The organism is Arthrobacter endolithicus, assembly GCF_026627425.1.
In the GTDB taxonomy this organism is placed as follows: Bacteria; Actinomycetota; Actinomycetes; order Actinomycetales; family Micrococcaceae; genus Arthrobacter_M.
The window spans coordinates 76,834-91,885 of sequence record NZ_JAPNLH010000017.1; the positions used below are offsets into that span (position 1 = coordinate 76,834).

Annotated in this window: 15 protein-coding genes and 1 pseudogene; 8 read left to right on the forward strand and 8 right to left on the reverse strand. The window is 63.4% G+C overall.

Features of this window, described 5'->3' with window-relative positions; translation table 11 throughout:
- The 3 genes from hutI to OS914_RS14375 form a co-directional block, all read left to right on the forward strand.
- On the forward strand, positions 1 to 1,145 hold a 1,145-nt coding region (hutI, locus tag OS914_RS14365; protein WP_267546748.1), incomplete at its 5' end, for an imidazolonepropionase.
- Positions 1,138 to 2,478: a formimidoylglutamate deiminase gene (locus OS914_RS14370; protein WP_267546749.1), complete on the forward strand. Its 1,341-nt coding sequence runs from the start codon at positions 1,138 to 1,140 to the stop codon at positions 2,476 to 2,478. The genes hutI and OS914_RS14370, both read left to right, overlap by 8 nt.
- 36 nt (positions 2,479 to 2,514) lie before the next feature.
- Entirely contained in the window at positions 2,515 to 3,735 is a 1,221-nt protein-coding gene (locus tag OS914_RS14375) for an allantoate amidohydrolase (RefSeq protein WP_267546750.1), read from the forward strand.
- Positions 3,736 to 3,775: 40 nt separating this feature from the next.
- On the opposite strand, the gene OS914_RS14380 is transcribed toward OS914_RS14375, so the two are convergent.
- The 4 genes from OS914_RS14380 to OS914_RS14395 form a co-directional block, all read right to left on the reverse strand.
- Entirely contained in the window at positions 3,776 to 4,828 is a 1,053-nt protein-coding gene (locus OS914_RS14380; protein WP_267546751.1) for an aminotransferase class I/II-fold pyridoxal phosphate-dependent enzyme, read from the reverse strand.
- Between the two features lie 86 nt (positions 4,829 to 4,914).
- A complete protein-coding gene (locus OS914_RS14385; RefSeq protein ID WP_283560949.1) occupies positions 4,915 to 5,679 on the reverse strand; it encodes an amino acid ABC transporter ATP-binding protein in 765 nt (254 codons plus the stop codon).
- Positions 5,676 to 6,665 carry an amino acid ABC transporter permease gene (locus OS914_RS14390; protein ID WP_267546752.1) on the reverse strand — a complete coding sequence of 330 codons (990 nt, stop codon included), beginning with the start codon at positions 6,663 to 6,665 and terminating at the stop codon, positions 5,676 to 5,678. The genes OS914_RS14385 and OS914_RS14390 overlap by 4 nt, the downstream gene beginning before the upstream one ends.
- Complete coding sequence (locus tag OS914_RS14395; protein WP_267546753.1) at positions 6,662 to 7,564, reverse strand: ABC transporter substrate-binding protein; 903 nt, start codon at positions 7,562 to 7,564, stop codon at positions 6,662 to 6,664. The genes OS914_RS14390 and OS914_RS14395 overlap by 4 nt, the downstream gene beginning before the upstream one ends.
- A gap of 332 nt (positions 7,565 to 7,896) precedes the next feature.
- On the opposite strand from OS914_RS14395, the gene OS914_RS14400 reads away from it, so the two are divergent.
- The 3 genes from OS914_RS14400 to OS914_RS14410 all read left to right on the forward strand — a co-directional run bounded on the left by OS914_RS14400 (position 7,897) and on the right by OS914_RS14410 (position 11,231).
- Positions 7,897 to 8,667, forward strand: a complete 771-nt coding sequence (locus tag OS914_RS14400) for an IclR family transcriptional regulator (protein WP_267546754.1) — start codon at positions 7,897 to 7,899, stop codon at positions 8,665 to 8,667.
- Positions 8,668 to 8,733: 66 nt separating this feature from the next.
- Positions 8,734 to 9,912 (forward strand): acetylornithine deacetylase, encoded by a 1,179-nt coding sequence (argE, locus tag OS914_RS14405; RefSeq protein ID WP_267546755.1) that lies wholly within the window; start codon positions 8,734 to 8,736, stop codon positions 9,910 to 9,912.
- Positions 9,909 to 11,231, forward strand: coding sequence for an MFS transporter (locus tag OS914_RS14410; protein WP_267546756.1), 1,323 nt, complete (start codon positions 9,909 to 9,911; stop codon positions 11,229 to 11,231). Before argE ends, OS914_RS14410 begins: the two co-directional genes overlap by 4 nt.
- Before the next feature lie 126 nt (positions 11,232 to 11,357).
- On the opposite strand, the gene OS914_RS14415 is transcribed toward OS914_RS14410, so the two are convergent.
- Genes OS914_RS14415 through OS914_RS14425 form a run of 3 tightly spaced genes read right to left on the reverse strand, consistent with a single transcriptional unit; the run spans position 11,358 to position 13,366 of the window.
- Positions 11,358 to 12,581, reverse strand: a complete 1,224-nt coding sequence (locus tag OS914_RS14415) for an amidohydrolase (protein ID WP_267546757.1) — start codon at positions 12,579 to 12,581, stop codon at positions 11,358 to 11,360.
- A gap of 31 nt (positions 12,582 to 12,612) precedes the next feature.
- Positions 12,613 to 12,735, reverse strand: coding sequence for a hypothetical protein (locus OS914_RS14420; RefSeq protein ID WP_267546758.1), 123 nt, complete (start codon positions 12,733 to 12,735; stop codon positions 12,613 to 12,615).
- 4 nt (positions 12,736 to 12,739) lie between these two features.
- Positions 12,740 to 13,366, reverse strand: a complete 627-nt coding sequence (locus tag OS914_RS14425; RefSeq protein WP_267546759.1) for a TetR/AcrR family transcriptional regulator — start codon at positions 13,364 to 13,366, stop codon at positions 12,740 to 12,742.
- Between the two features lie 57 nt (positions 13,367 to 13,423).
- Between OS914_RS14425 and OS914_RS14430 the strand changes: the two genes are divergently transcribed.
- On the forward strand, positions 13,424 to 13,849 hold the full coding sequence (locus OS914_RS14430; protein WP_267546760.1) for a nuclear transport factor 2 family protein: 426 nt from the start codon (positions 13,424 to 13,426) through the stop codon (positions 13,847 to 13,849).
- A gap of 10 nt (positions 13,850 to 13,859) precedes the next feature.
- Positions 13,860 to 14,732: an SDR family oxidoreductase gene (locus OS914_RS14435; protein ID WP_267546761.1), complete on the forward strand. Its 873-nt coding sequence runs from the start codon at positions 13,860 to 13,862 to the stop codon at positions 14,730 to 14,732.
- A 200-nt stretch (positions 14,733 to 14,932) separates the two neighbouring features.
- Here the strand turns inward: OS914_RS14435 and OS914_RS18300 are convergent.
- Positions 14,933 to 15,052 (reverse strand): annotated as a pseudogene (locus OS914_RS18300) (IS30 family transposase); the annotation flags it as partial.

Sequence of the window (15,052 nt, forward strand, 5' to 3'; positions counted from 1 at the left end):
ATCTAATCGGACGCATCCGCGGCGGCGGGGTAGCCGTCGACGGCGGTATTATCACCGCCGTCGGTGATGTCAGCGGTTTCAGCGGGCGCCGGGAAATCGACGCGACCGGGAAGGTGGTGCTGCCGGGCTTCGTGGACAGCCACACGCATGTGGTCTTCGGCGGCGACCGCGCCCTCGAATATGCCGCAAAGGTGGCCGGCCGGGTTCCCCCGCCCGGGGCCTCCGTCGGGATTGTGGGCACCATGGCTGATACGCGTGCACAATCGGTGGACGAACTGGTTGAGTCCGCGGCCGGCAGAATCAAGGAGATGATCTCCTCCGGCACCACGACGCTGGAAAGCAAGACCGGCTACGGGCTTGACACAGCCACCGAGGAGCGCCTGCTGGAGGTGAATGCCCGTCTTGCCGCTCTGTTGCCGGCGCGGATCATGTCAACATACCTCGGCGCGCACGCCATTGATCCGCAACGGGACGGCACGCAGTGGACCGAGGACATCCTGGCGCAGATTACGGACCTGGGCCGTGAAGGCAAGGCGGCGTTTAACGATGTCTACTGCGATACGGGCTATTTCTCTTTGGACCAGTCCCGGAAAATTCTGGAACAAGGACAGCGCCATGGCCTGCGGCCGAAGATCCATTTAGACGCCTATAGCCACACCGGTGCCGCGGAGCTGGCAGCCGCGGTGGGTGCGGTCAGCGCCGACCATCTGAACTACACCACCGACGACGAACTGCGTGCCCTCGCGAAAGCCGGCGTGACCGGTGTCTACATGCCATGCCTGGAATTCGCGGTGCAGCACCCCGCACCGCTGGATCCCCGGAGGCTGTATGCCGCAGGCATGGAGGTGGCTCTTGCCACCGATGTCTGTCCGGGTTCTTGGACGACCAGCATGCACCTGGCCGTGGCCATGGGCTGCCGGATCGGGGGCATGACAGTGGCGCAGGCCGTGCGGGCTGCGACCTACGGTGGCGCATGCGCCCTGGGCCTGTCCGCCAGGATAGGATCATTAGTCCCCGGCATGGGAGCCGACCTTCAGGTCCTGGACGTCCCGTTCTACGAGCACATTGCGTACCGCCCGGGACGCAATTCCACGCAGACCGTCATCATCAATGGATCCATCGTTAAAGGAGCAGGCGTTGAATAACTCTTTTTTTTGCGAATATGCATGGCTTGGTGGTGACAACGTCAGCGCCAATGTCCTCATTACCGTCGAGAACGACAAAATCACCTCGGTAACCCCAGACGCACAATGTCCGCCTTCCGCTCGACGGCTTATCGGACTGACAATGCCAGGCTTCGCCAACGCCCATTCGCACGTCTTTCATCGGGCCATCCGGGGACGCGGCCAGCAGGGAGTGGACAGCTTCTGGGCGTGGCGGAACCTGATGTACTCAGTCGCCGGAACCCTGAATCCGGATTCCCTGTACGAGCTGGCGCTGGCAACCTATGCGGAAATGTCCTTGGCGGGTGTGACCAGTGTCGGAGAGTTTTTTTACGTGCACCACGACCCGGCCGGGCGCCGGTACAGCAATCCGAACATCATGGGTGAGACAGTTATCCAGGCCGCTGAAGATGCCGGACTGCGGATCACGCTGCTGGATACGTGCTACCTGCAGGGCGGAGTTGACGGCCGGCAGCTGACAGGGGTGCAGCAACGGTTCACCGACGGATCCTGGGAAAATTGGGCGGACCGCGTCGGCCAGCTGACGGCAACGTCCACGGCCCGCGCTGGGGCGGCAATCCACAGCGTGCGTGCTGTACCGCGGCACGCGTTGGGTCCGGTGGCCGAATTTGCCCGGGCGCACAATATGCCCGTGCACGCCCACGTTTCGGAGCAACCGGCCGAAAACCAGGAGTGCCTTGAGGTCTACGGATTGACTCCTACCCAACTGCTGGCCGAAGCCGGGGTGCTGGGTGCGGACATGACGTCCGTTCATGCAACCCACCTGTCAGCGAAGGACATAGCGTCCTACGGGGCCACGGGCACGAGTATCTGCATGTGCGCGACGACCGAGAGGGATCTGGCCGACGGCGTCGGACCGGCCGGAAAGCTCTCCGCAGCAGGCGCGCGGCTGTGCGTCGGCAGTGACGCGCACATGATGATCGACCTGCTCGAAGAGGGCCGGGCGATCGAACTGGATCTTCGGCTCACCAGCGGCAGCCGCGGACACGTCAACGCCGCCCAGATCGCCGACGCGATAACTGCCGGCGGGGCTCACTCGCTTGGCTGGGATGCCGGGAGCATTGCGGTCGGCAAGCTCGCTGACTTCACCGTGATCGATCTGCTGTCGCCGCGCACGGCGGGGGCCGCATCGGGAGAGCTGCTCCCGCACGTTATTTTTGCCGCCGCTGCTGCAGATGTCCGCACGGTGATCCGCGGCGGAACCATCGTCGTGGACCAAGGCAGGAACATCCGCGTTCCTGACACCGGCGCTGAACTCAATAAGGCGATTTCAAAGGTCATCGGCGCGCTCTAAGCAGCGCCGCGGCCAACAGTTACGGAAAGAGGGTCCATGGAACGGCCGATGCAGCTACTCGGACAGATCTCTGACGTCGGCAAGGACTCCCGGCGCGGCGGATACAGCCGGCCGGTGTTCTCCACGGCCGAGACAGACCTGCGGGGCTGGTTTGTCGCCGCCGCACGACAGCGCGGGCTGCAGGTCGAAACCGACCGGAACTCCATCATCTGGGCCTGGTGGGGGGAACCAGGCCCTGACGCAGTCGTCACCGGAAGCCATCTGGACTCGGTTCCGGGCGGGGGCGCGTACGACGGTCCCCTCGGGGTCGCCAGTGCGCTCTCGGCGATTGACCTGATGCGCCGGCGCGGCCAAAAGCCAGGCCGGCCGCTGGCCGTGGCCGTGTTCCCCGAGGAAGAGGGATCCCGCTTTGGCGTTGCATGCATCGGCTCACGCCTGCTGTCCGGTTCCATTGATCCTGACAAAGCCCGCAACCTCACGGATGCCGATGGGAACACGCTGGCAGAGGTGTTCCGGGCCAATGGAACGGACCCGGAACACCTGGGCATGGACAGCGAACGACTGGCCGGGATCGGCCGCTTTGTTGAGCTGCACATCGAACAGGGACGCGGCCAGATTGATCTGCAGGCACCCGTTGCGGTGGCGTCATCGATCCTTGGCCACGGCAGGTGGAGGCTTTCCTTCGGCGGGCAGGGCAACCATGCCGGGACAACCCTGATGACCGACCGCTCCGACCCGATGGTCGCCGCTGCCCAGGCAGTGGTCGACATCCGCCGGATCGCCGCGGCCCATCCAGGGGCGCGCGGAACGGTGGGCCGGATTTCGCCGATCCCTGGCGGTACTAATGTCATTGCCTCACGGGTGGACCTCTGGATGGACGTACGGCACCAGGCGGACGAGGTCACGGCCGCCATCGTTGAGGAAATCCACGCAGCAGGACGCCGCATTGCCGCGGACGAAGGCTGCACGGTTACGCTGTCCGAGGAGTCGCTCAGCCCTACCGTCCAGTTCCACCCGGGGCTGGCGTCGGAGCTGCTCGGGGTTCTGGGCGATGTGCCGGTGCTGGAATCCGGAGCGGGCCACGATGCGGGCGTGCTGGCCGCCAGCCTGCCAACGGCAATGCTCTTCGTCCGCAACCCCACAGGTGTTTCGCATGCGCCGCAGGAGGAGATCGAGACCGCCGACGCCGACGCCGGTGCGGTGGCGCTGGCCGATGTCCTGGCACATCTTACCGACGCGGAAGCGGCCCCCCGCTGACCGAACCGGGGACGTATTTCCGGCGCTGCTGCACGCCGGTCTAGCGGTCGACCACGCCGGCATACTCCTTGAGCACGCCAGCGACGGCGGCATTGGCCTGAGCGGATCCGACGGTGATGCGCACCCCCTCCAGCGGAAAGCAGCGCACCCCTATCGACGCTGCGGCACAGCGGTCGGTGAAAGCGCCGCTGTCTGATCCAAAAGATAACCAGAGGAAATTCGCAGCCGATGCCGAGACCGGCAGGCCAAGGCGTCGGGCTAGTTGGATAAGGACGTCACGCTCGCGAACGGTCTCCCGTACCTGGGCTTGAATCTTCGCGTGCTGATCCAGCGAAGCGGATGCGGCGGCGACGGCCATCCGGCCCACTGTGAAGGGCAGGGCCACCCGCGCCAGCACCTCGATGATCGCCGGGGCCGCAACGGCAAAGCCAACCCGCATTCCGGCCAGCCCATGGGCCTTGGAGAAGGTCCTCAGGACCGCAACGTTGGCGTGGCTCCGTATTAATTTTGTCCCGTCGAAGGCACTCTGGGCCGGGACGAACTCACGGTATGCTTCGTCCAGAATGAGCAGGCAATCAGCCGGCAGGCTGGCCGCAAACGTGCGGAGCATCCCGGGGCTCAGCGCCGTTCCGGTGGGATTGTTCGGGTTGCAGAGAATGACGATGCGCGTCCTCGAACCCACCCGACGGGCCATCGCCGCCAGGTCCTGATCATAGCCGATGAGCGGAACCGGCACCGGCACGGCACCGGCAGCGCCGATGATGATCGGATAGGCCTCATAGGAACGCCAGCCAAAGATCACCTCGTCCCCGGGCCCGGCAAAACCTCTGATCAGCTGTTCCAGGACAGCCACCGAACCCGCCCCGATCCAGACGTTCTGCGGATCCACGCCGCTGACCGCCCCGAGGCGCCCGGCAAGCGCGAGCGGAACAAGCGGCGGGTACAGATTCGGGCTTGCCGCGGCAGCTGAAATCGCTTCGACGACGGGACGCAGCGGCGGGTAGCTGTTTTCGTTCGAGGACAGGCGGTACCGTAGGGGAACTTCCGGCGGTCTGGACGTTCCATATCCGTCGAGGGCAAGAATGTTGGGCATTCCGCCCGGCCGTGGGCGCGTCGCGGTATCTGATTCATGCCATTCGGTTGCAGCGCCTGCGCCATCGGCATCTGCCGGCGAATCCATCATAGGACCTTGGCGAGGAAGCTCTGCGTCCGTGCATGATCCGGGTTGGAGAGCACCTTTGACGGCGCCCCGCTTTCCACCAGGACCCCTTCCGAGAGGAAATGCACTGTGTCCGCCACTTCCCGTGCGAAGCCCATTTCATGGGTCACCACGACCATGGTCATGCCCGATTCAGCCAGATCCTTCATGACGTCAAGCACCTCCCCCACCAGTTCCGGGTCCAGAGCTGACGTCGGCTCATCGAAGAGCATGAGTTCCGGTTTCATGGCCAGCGCCCGCGCAATCGCGACGCGCTGCTGCTGGCCACCGCTGAGCTGGCTCGGGTAGTTGTGCATTTTGTTTCCCAGACCCACCCGCTCCAGTAAGGCCCGCCCCTCCTCGACAGCCTGCTGACGGCGCACTCCTTTAACGATGATGGGGCCCTCGGTGACGTTTTCGAGAGCCGTCCGGTGCGGAAACAGGTTGAACTGCTGAAACACCATACCGATCGACGCCCGGCGCAGGGCGATTTCCCTCTCCTTCAACTCATGGAGCTTATTGCCGACGAGGCGGTAGCCGACCCGATCGCCGTCGACCCACATCTGGCCGCCGTCGATCTTTTCCAGGTGGTTGATACAGCGCAGGAAAGTACTCTTCCCGGACCCGGACGGACCAATCAGGCACGCGACTTCGCCGGCCGCCACCTCGAGTGATATTGCCCTCAGGACCTCGACTGCGCCGAAGGACTTACAGACGGCCGACGCCTTGAGCATGGGCTTTTTCATGACGGGCTCTCCGTATTCGCCGGGTGTGTGCTGATCGTAATTCCGCCGGGCTGCCCATTCGCTGCAGCAGCCGGAACGCTCGGGTCGTTGTCGATCTTCTCCACCTTGTCTTTGTCCACGCGAATGGCACTGAGCGGACTGAACCCTCGGCCATAGCGCCGTTCCAGAAAGTACTGCGCGACGGACAGCACAGCGGTGATGAACAGATACCAGAGGGCGGCGACAATTAACAGCGGAATGGTTTGATACGTCCGTGAATAAATCAGCGATGCAGAGGTCAAGAGTTCCGAATATCCGATGACCAAAACCAACGAGGTCTGCTTGAGCATTCCGATGGTTTCGTTCCCGGTTGGCGGAATGATGATCCGCATCGCCTGCGGGAGGACTACCCGCCGCATGGTCTGCAGCCTCGTCATGCCAATGGATTTGGCGGCTTCGGTCTGGCCCGGTGTCACCGATGAAATGCCCGAGCGCACAATCTCGGACATGTATGCAGCCTCGTTGAGCCCCAGTCCCAGCATCGCAGCCATAAACGGTGTGATCAGGCTGTTGGTGTCGAAGGAAAACAGCTCCGGCCCCAGCGGCACGCCGAGGGCGATCCGAGGGACCAGTGCCGAGAGAAAGAACCAGAAGAGAAGCTGGACCAGCAACGGAGTGCCGCGGAAGAACCAGGCGTAGAACCACGCTGCCTTGGAAACGATGAAGTTATCGGACAAACGGCCGACTGCGACAACGATGCCCAAGGCGATGCCGATGATCATCGCCAGCACCGTCAAAATCAGTGTGTTCAGCACCCCCATCAGAATGGGATCTGCAAAAAGGTACTTGCCGACAACGTCCCATTGGAAACGTTCATTGGTGGCCATCGAGTACAGCAGGAGCGCAACAAGCACCAGCACCACGGTCGCGGTGATCCACCGTCCGGTGTGCCGGGAGGGGACAACCTGCGCCGGTTCTGCCTCCTCCCTGGTCAGGACCGCACTCATTTTGTCCCGCCGTTAATGGGGAACTCCGTGACGGCGCCCTTTTCCTGACCGTACTTTTTCAAAATTTCCCCGTAGGTGTTATCCGCAGTTATTTCCTGCATACCCTTTTGCACGGCCTTCTGCAGCTCGGTGCTGCCCTTGGGGAACACTATGCCGAACGGGCCAGACATATAGGGGCTGAGCATTTCAAGCTTTCCGCCCGAGTCCTTGGCCACGGATGAGCCTGACGTTGAGTCCAGCAGGACCACATCCACACGTCCGGTCGTCAGGGCAAGAATCGTTTGATTCTGACCTGGGAAAATCGTGACATCGACGGCCGGTTTGCCTTCTGATGCGCACACCTTCGTTTGTGCGTCCGCATCCTCAGTTTCGGTGGTTCCCTTGACGATGCCAACTTTCATACCGCAGGTATCAGCCAGCGTGGCAATCTTTTTGGGGTTCTCAACGGTCCGCAGGATGCCGGCACCGGCCTTGAAATAGTCGACAAAATCGACTTCTTTCTGCCGCTCCAAGGTGTCCGACATCGCCGACATCGCCATGTCGTAACGCTTGGAAGCAAGACCTGGGATGATCGCGTCGAAGGAAATATTGTTAAATTTGATGGTGATTCCGAGCTTCTTCTCCAAGGCATCGGCAATTTCCCGGTCGATACCGATCACGGTTTTGCCGTCGGTGTCGAATGTTTCGAACGGTGGGTATTCCACATTGCTGGCAATATTCAGGGTGCCGCTGGACTGGATCGCAGCGGGCAGCATGCCGTGCAGCGGTGCGTTAGTGCCGGCGCTCGCGCTTTCAGCAGCGGACGAGCCCCCGCCGCATCCGGCCAGCGAAAAGGCCAGCGGAAGCGCCACAAGGCCGGCCGTGAGGACGGCTTTTTTACTGCGGATGGACGGTGACATGAGATCTCCATTCATAGGTCAACTGCGTTCACGGGCGGACACCACGTGGCCGACGCTGCGACGGCCCACGCCCGACACATTTTGTGCCGAATATCACAGTCGCTGCTCCTGATGAGCATACGAACGTGCGCAGGCTGCCGACAATGAGAGTTTTTCAGCCACTGAGAATGTGAAGCTCGCCGCTATCGAAACACACAGGGCTCTGCAGTTAGCCGCAGAGCCCTGCAGCCCCCGCTGTTGCAGGCGCCACAGGAGCGCGCGGCACCCCGAGGGCGCTCCGGCGGCACCGGCAGATGCGTCGCCTTCTTGACGGCGTCCCTTAGTATTTGAGAATGACGAGCATCGTGCCGGAGGGTCAGTCCTCGTTTGAACGCGGGCTGGCTGTCATGATGTGCGTCGCGGCGCGGGGCGACGTGACCATCGTTGATATTGCCGAGGAGGTCGGCGTTCCAGCCAGTACCGTTTACCGATACGTCAAAACACTCCGTGGACTGTCCCTGATCGAAGAACACCGCGGCTCCTACACTCCCGGCTGGAGGCTGCTCGAACTGTCCGGGCAGCACCTCACGCATACCCGGCTGGCTGAACTTGGCGTCAGCGTATTGGAATCCATCGTGGAAGGCACCGCGGAAACGGCGGTCCTGACCGTCCGCTCCGGGCTGCACGCGATCTGCCTTCGCCAGGTGGTCTCCCCCAACCCGCTGAGGTATGCCTTTGAGATCAATCAACTCCTGCCGCTCCATGCCGGCGCAGGCCAACGGGTCCTTCTGGCACATGCTCCCGAATCGGTTATCGCCAAGGTCCTGGCCGACAGGTTGGCCCGGTTTACGGACAAGACGCTGACCAGGCAGGACCTGATCCAGCAGCTCGCGCACATCCGCCAGTCGGGCCAGGCCGTGTCCCATGGAGAACTTAATCCTGGCGCCGTGGCAATTTCACGGCCGGTCTTTTCCGGCGGGGAGATCATCTGCTCACTCACGGTTGCGGGCCCGCAGACCCGCTGCAGCAGCAACGCCTGGGCCCACCAGGCTTCCCAGGCACTGCGCTCGGCAGCAACACAGCTCGCCAACGCGGTGGAGCTGCCGCGCGGAACGGCGCCATGACGGTCGCAGCCGTTGCGGTGGAGCGGGCGGTAGAGCGGGCGGTAGAGCGGGCGGTAGAGTCTAGGCATGAATTCGTCTGTGGAGTGGATCACCCACTTGGTTTCCTTTAATACCACCTCGCGCAACTCCAACCTGGAGCTGATCGACTGCGTGGCCGACGAGTTGCGGCGCGTCGGCGTCGAGCCGCTGATTCTAACCAATGAGGACGACGCGCAGGTCCGCAAGGCCAATCTCTTCGCCACGTTCCCTGCCCACGACGGGAGGACCGACGGCGGCATTGTGCTCTCCGGACACACCGACGTCGTACCGGTGGACGGCCAGGACTGGGACAGCGACCCCTTCACCGCCCAGCAGCGCGGCGGCCGGCTCTACGGCCGCGGAACTGCGGACATGAAGGGCTACCTGGGCGTCATTCTTGGCAGACTGGAGCGCATCAGCCAGGCCCAGCTCACCGAACCGCTGCATTTGGCGTTCTCCTACGATGAAGAGGTCGGCCTGCTGGGCGCGGAACGGATGATCGGCCAGTTCGCCGAGCACGGCATCAGGCCGGTGTCTTGCCTCGTCGGGGAGCCTTCCGGTATGCGGGTAATCCGGGGACACAAGTCAATCAACTTGTTCGTTGCCCGTTTCCGCGGTGTTGCCGCACACTCCTCGCTCACCCCGCATGGGGTGAACGCCATCCACTACGCGGGCCGGTTCATCGAGTTCTACCGGCAACTGACCCAGCAGTGGCGGGAGAACGGACCGTTCGACGACGCCTACCCGGTGCCGTTTACCACCGGCGGGGTGAACCTTATCTCCGGTGGCATTGCCGGCAACACCGTCCCCGATGCCTGCGAGGTCGAATTCGAATTCCGCGCCCTCGGAACCGTGGACACTGCGCCCATCGTCGCCCGGATCCGCAAGTTCCTCTTCGACGTCCTCGACCCCGAGATGAAGGCCGAACAGGACGCGGCGGGCGTTGAGTTGATCGTCAAGGCTCAGGGCCCCGGCCTGGAGGTCGACGACGATGCCGGGATTGTCCGGCTGGCCCAGGACTGCGGCGGACTCCCCTCGGACGAAAAAGTTACCTACGGCACCGAAGCTGGATTGTTCCACCGGGCAGGCATTGAAACGGTGGTGTGCGGCCCCGGCGAGATCGCCGTGGCGCACGCCGCCAATGAATACGTCGAACTCGAACAGATTCAAGCATGCGAGTCCTTTTTGGATTCGCTCATTGAACGACTCGAAAGGTCAATTGCATGAGCAGTCCCGCCAGCGGACCCGGTGTTGTAGCACCGGCACGGGTAATTACCGTCGAAGACCGGACCCGAGCCCGCCGTGCGGTGGTGGCCTCATCGATCGGCAACGCCCTCGAGTGGTTCGACATCATCGTCTACTCATCCTTCGCCGTCGTCATTTCGGCGTTGTTCTTCCAGCCCGCGGGAAGCCAGGGCGGCCAGGCAACGGGCATTTTGCTGACCTTCGGTACCTTTGCCGTGTCCTACCTGATCCGGCCGCTGGGCGCTATGGTGCTGGGATCCTACGCTGACAGACACGGGCGCAAGGGCGCGTTGACGCTGACCATCATGCTCATGATGGTTGGCACCCTGATTATGGCTTGCGCCCCCACCACGGCCGTTATGGGACCCGCGGCGGCACTGGTGATCCTGGTGGCCCGGCTCATCCAGGGCTTCTCGGCCGGCGGCGAGTTCGGCACCGCCACAGCATTCCTGATCGAGAACGCCCCGGACAAGAAGGCCTATTACGGCAGCTGGCAGGTGGCCACGCAAGGTGTTTCGATGTTTCTGGCCTCGGTTTTCGGCTTCACCCTCAATACCTTCCTCAGCCACGACGCGCTGTACAGCTGGGGATGGCGGGTGCCTTTCTTCTTCGGCCTGCTGATCGGTCCGATCGGCCTGTACATCCGACTGAAGATGGACGAGACTCCCGACTTCGACCAGGCCCGCGGAAACCTCGCGAAGTCACCGCTGCGCGCCACCCTGATCCAGGCAGCCCCGCGCTGGCTGACCTGTGCCGCCGTCGTCGGCCTGGCCAGCGTTTCGGTGTACCTGATCCTGTTCATGCCAACCTACGCAGTACAGAACCTCCACCTCCCGTCCTATGCCGGGTACCTCGGCGGCATCATCTCCGGCATCGTGACCCTCATCGGGGCGCCCCTGGCCGGAAAGCTCGCCGACCGAATCGGTCCGGTGCGGGTCATGATGACCGCCGCGGTCATCGCCGTCGTCGTGGCTTATCCCCTCTTCGCGATCCTTGTCGCCTCACCCAGCGTGGCCATGCTGACCGCTGTGCAGGTGGTTTTGGGTGTGCTGATGGCCATGTACTTCGCACCGTTGCCAGCTCTGCTCTCAGATATGTTCCCCACGAACATCCGCACCACCGGCATGTCGATCTCCTACAATGTAGGCGTCACGCTCTTCGGCGGATTCGCCCCGCTGATCCTGGCGTGGCTGGTCACCTCGACCGGTTCGCTGATGGCCCCCAGTTACTACTACATCGCGATCGCGCTCATCTCGCTGGCAGGACTCGTGGTCATGCGCAGGACGTTTGGGAAGCGCTAACGGCACTGCAGATTGGCACTGCAGATTGGCACAGCCGCTGAGGCCCCGGCGCTTGCCGGATCCGCGCTGAAAATGCGGTAAGCGGACAACTGTGGCAACGGCCGTCGTCTGGGTGCTTTGGCTGCATCAACCAAGGATCGCCGAGGAACGGGCCCGTGAATACCCGGCCCTCTGCTGTTCGGGTGCCGCCCCTTGGCGCAGCCGGCTTCTGGTCTGCGCGTGCGTGGCCAGGTCAATGCAGGTCCAGGCCATGGCCAAGGCACCGTCACTGATCGCTTTGTCGCCGGTCGGTGAGGCGGCGGCTTCGGCGAAGGCCTGGTTGTGGATGGGAGGACATCCGTCACCCAAGCTGATCATGGGGTGGATGGTTGGAAAGTGGTGGGACACATTGGCCATGTCGGTGGATCCACCGCGGCGGCTGGCCGGGCCCATCGGGCGGCCCAGAGCAGCGGAGTTGACCCCGAAGAGCTCCGCCATCTCTGTATCGGTGCGGAAGTCAGCGTAGATGGGGCCGTCCTGGGCGACCTCAAGCCGGGCGCCGGCGGCCATGGCTCCGGCCTGTAGACAGCGGTTGAGGACGGTTGTGACCCGGGCCAGGGATTCGACGTCATGCGCGCGCACCAGCCATTGCCCCGTAGCGATTTCCGGGATGACATTGGGCGCGGTTCCCGCGCTGTCAACGCAGCCGTGGATCTGCTGCCCCGGTTCCAGTTGCTGGCGCGCCAGGCCTATCGCGGTCAGCGCTACGGTCAGTGCATCCAGGGCGTTGATCCCGTCCCAAGGGTGGGCGGAGGCATGGGCACCGCGGCCGTGGAAGGTGACCCTGTAGCCGGCGCATGCGTAGGGCAGCATCTCCACTTCGTCCACGTCGCCGGGATGGACCATCATAGCTGCGTGAGTACCGTCGAAGTCACCCTGCTCAAGCATGAGGACTTTGCCCCCACCATTTTCTTCCGCCGGCGTGCCGAGCAGCCGAAGAGTGACGTCGAGCCGGTCGGCTAAGGGGGCCAGTGCGGTGAAGGCACCCAAGGCTGCGGCGGCGATGATGTTGTGGCCGCAGGCATGCCCGATTCCGGGCAGGGCGTCGTATTCTGCGCAGATGGTCAGCACCAGATCCCCGGTTCCGACCTCCGCCTGAAGCGCGGTGGGAAGCTGTCCCAGCCCGACCTGAACCCGAGTCCCCGGTACCTTCGTCAGTTCCTCGGCCAGCCACCGGGCAGCCTGGTGTTCCTCGAACCCAAGTTCAGGGTGCTGATGGAGCTGGTGGCTGAAAGCGAGGACGCCGTGGAGGTTCTTCTGCAGTGTGGATTCGGCTTCGTTCTTGAGGTTCTCGGCTGTTCCGCTGGTCACTGTGGCCGGCCTTTCGGTTGTTTGTCGTATATCAGATCACTTTGGCGAGGAAGGACTTCGCCCGCTCGTGCCGGGAATTAGTGAAGATTTCCGGCGGCTCACCCTGCTCCACGATAACGCCGTTGACCATAAACACGACGACGCCGGCCTCCACGGGATCAGGCCCGTAACTGGGCGCTCACTCCATCGGCTATGAAGGCAGCGTACTGGGCCAGATTCCAGCCACTGCGCAGCACGAGCAGATCATAAACTTCAGGCGAGCTGTAGGTCCACAGAATATCGCCGGCCCGCTCGATCGAGAGTCCGGCCGGCAGATGTCCGGCGTCTGCGACTCGGCTGGCGTTGGTGGTCATCCTCACCCGGCGTGCGTCGTCGAGTTCTTGCTGAAGCACGGCAATTTCCCGGTCGTGGGCAGCGGCGGCCTGGACGATCAACAGAATCGGCGCGACGCGGGGTGCGACCTCGGATGCCAGTTGACCCCATCCGCGAACCAGCGATTGTAGGTCGCCGGCTGCCAGGGCGTCCGAGCGCGTCTCTGCCGCTACCGGCCCAATTCCACGGAGCGCCTGGCTCACGACGGCTCGGACCAGGCCGGATTTACCGGCGAAACGCTTGTACACCGATTCTACGGACACCTCGCACGTCCGGGCGAGGTTCGGAATTGTTGTAGCCGCATAGCCGTCCCGAAGCAGCATCTCACGTGCCGTGTTCACCAGTGTGGCGCGTACTTCCTCCGCCCGGGCGCGGCGGGCTGAGGCGTCATATTGCCTCTTGACGTTGGTCATCGTCCACCTATACTAAGAACATTAGTTACAGACTACTGTAATGGAATCCAGGAAATCATGAATACAGGAGCACATCCGTACCTCCTCGCTCTCCAGGAAGCCACGAACGCTCATGATCTGGATGCGCTGGTTGCTTGTTTCAACCCGGCCTACCGCAACCGGACACCCGCTCACCCGAGTCGGGACTTTCAGGGTCGGGAGCAGGTCCGCGCCAACTGGCAGCAGATTTTTGCTTTCGTGCCCGATGTTCGCTCCACGGTGTTGAGCTGGGTGGCGAACGGCGAGGAAATCTGGTCGGAGTGGGAAATGAGCGGCACCCGGCGTGACGGAACCCAGCACCTAATTCGAGGCGTGATCATCTTTGGCCTCCAGGACGGCCAGGCAATGTCGGCGCGTTTTTACCTCGAGCCTGTCGATGCGGACCACGGCGTGAACGCCGACGCTGCCGTCCGGCAGCAGGTCCACGCGGAGACCTCGCCATGATCCGGCAGCCATGATCGTGGTCGCCGGCGGCAGTGGGCTGCTGGGCCGGCAAGTGGTCAACGATCTCCTCCTCAGCGGCGAACGGGTCAGGGTGCTCGCCCGCGACCCCGGCCGTGCCCGGGCGGTGCTGGGCGACGAAGTTGATGTGCGGGCCGCAGACGTCCGTGAAGCTGGCCTTGTCCAAGTGCTGGACGGCGCATCGGTGGTCATCTCTGCAGTCCACGGTGTTCTCGGCGGGCGCGGAGACGGACCCCTGGACGTCGATCAACGAGGCAACGCCAATCTCATCGATGCGGCCGCAACGGTAAGTGCCGGCGTGGTGCTGGTCTCGGTGATCGGCGCAGCCGCTGACAGCACTCTGGAGCTGTTCCGCGCGAAACACGCCGCGGAGCAGCACCTGGCAGCCAGCGGCGCCCAGTGGACGATTGTGCGGGCGGCTCCATTCCTGGAAACCTGGCTGGACATCCTCATTCAGACTGCGGGGAAATCCGGGCGCCCGATGGTCTTCGGGCGTGGCGAACTGCCCATCCCCTTCGTTTCCGCCAGGGACGTCGCCGCCGTCGTCTGTCGTGCCAGCACGGACACGACACTTCGCGGGCGGGTCCTTGAAGTAGCCGGGGAGCCGCTATCGATGACCGAACTCGCCCACATCCTCCAAGCGGCCCGCGGCTGGGACGGCACGGTGCGGCATCTGCCTCGCCCTGTGTTGCGGGCATTGGCTGCCCTCGCCCGACCGGTCAACCCCGCCTTCGCCCGCAAGAACCAGGCCGCAGCCGCTCTGGACACCGACCCCTGGGACCCGTCGACAACCGATGCTGCCAGGGTTCTGGGCAGAGCGCCGCTGAAAGCCTCCGACGCCATCGGCAGATTCGCCGGGAACTGATTTTTTTGAACCCTTGGCTCACGATCTCAGGGTCCACGGATTTTTTTACCCATCACCGTGGACGGCAGCCTCCCCCGGAATCCCACTGCCGCCACCGACTGTTCCGCCCTCACCGTTCCGGGCCGGTGACCCGGCCGCCTTTACGCCCCGGCCAGTCCCGCCACAACCAGACGTTTTGTACTGCACTGAGTTTGGCGGTGTCAAGCCGTGTTAGCAACATTGTCGTTGAGTTGTTTGGTGAAGGCTTCTCGTGGTGTGAGGAATCCCAGGACGGCGCGCGGACGGTCGTTGAGTTCGTCCGCGATGGCGTCTAGATAGGG

Bases quoted from the DNA above. Each gene is read 5' to 3' on its own strand.
- OS914_RS14375 (WP_267546750.1), top strand. From the start codon at position 2,515: ATGGAACGGCCGATGCAGCTACTCGGACAGATCTCTGACGTCGGCAAG.
- OS914_RS14380 (WP_267546751.1), bottom strand. From the start codon at position 4,828: ATGCCCAACATTCTTGCCCTCGACGGATATGGAACGTCCAGACCGCCG.
- OS914_RS14385 (WP_283560949.1), bottom strand. From the start codon at position 5,679: ATGAAAAAGCCCATGCTCAAGGCGTCGGCCGTCTGTAAGTCCTTCGGC.
- OS914_RS14390 (WP_267546752.1), bottom strand. From the start codon at position 6,665: ATGAGTGCGGTCCTGACCAGGGAGGAGGCAGAACCGGCGCAGGTTGTC.
- OS914_RS14395 (WP_267546753.1), bottom strand. From the start codon at position 7,564: ATGTCACCGTCCATCCGCAGTAAAAAAGCCGTCCTCACGGCCGGCCTT.
- OS914_RS14400 (WP_267546754.1), top strand. From the start codon at position 7,897: ATGACGAGCATCGTGCCGGAGGGTCAGTCCTCGTTTGAACGCGGGCTG.
- argE (WP_267546755.1), top strand. From the start codon at position 8,734: ATGAATTCGTCTGTGGAGTGGATCACCCACTTGGTTTCCTTTAATACC.
- OS914_RS14410 (WP_267546756.1), top strand. From the start codon at position 9,909: ATGAGCAGTCCCGCCAGCGGACCCGGTGTTGTAGCACCGGCACGGGTA.
- OS914_RS14425 (WP_267546759.1), bottom strand. From the start codon at position 13,366: ATGACCAACGTCAAGAGGCAATATGACGCCTCAGCCCGCCGCGCCCGG.
- OS914_RS14430 (WP_267546760.1), top strand. From the start codon at position 13,424: ATGAATACAGGAGCACATCCGTACCTCCTCGCTCTCCAGGAAGCCACG.
- OS914_RS14435 (WP_267546761.1), top strand. From the start codon at position 13,860: ATGATCGTGGTCGCCGGCGGCAGTGGGCTGCTGGGCCGGCAAGTGGTC.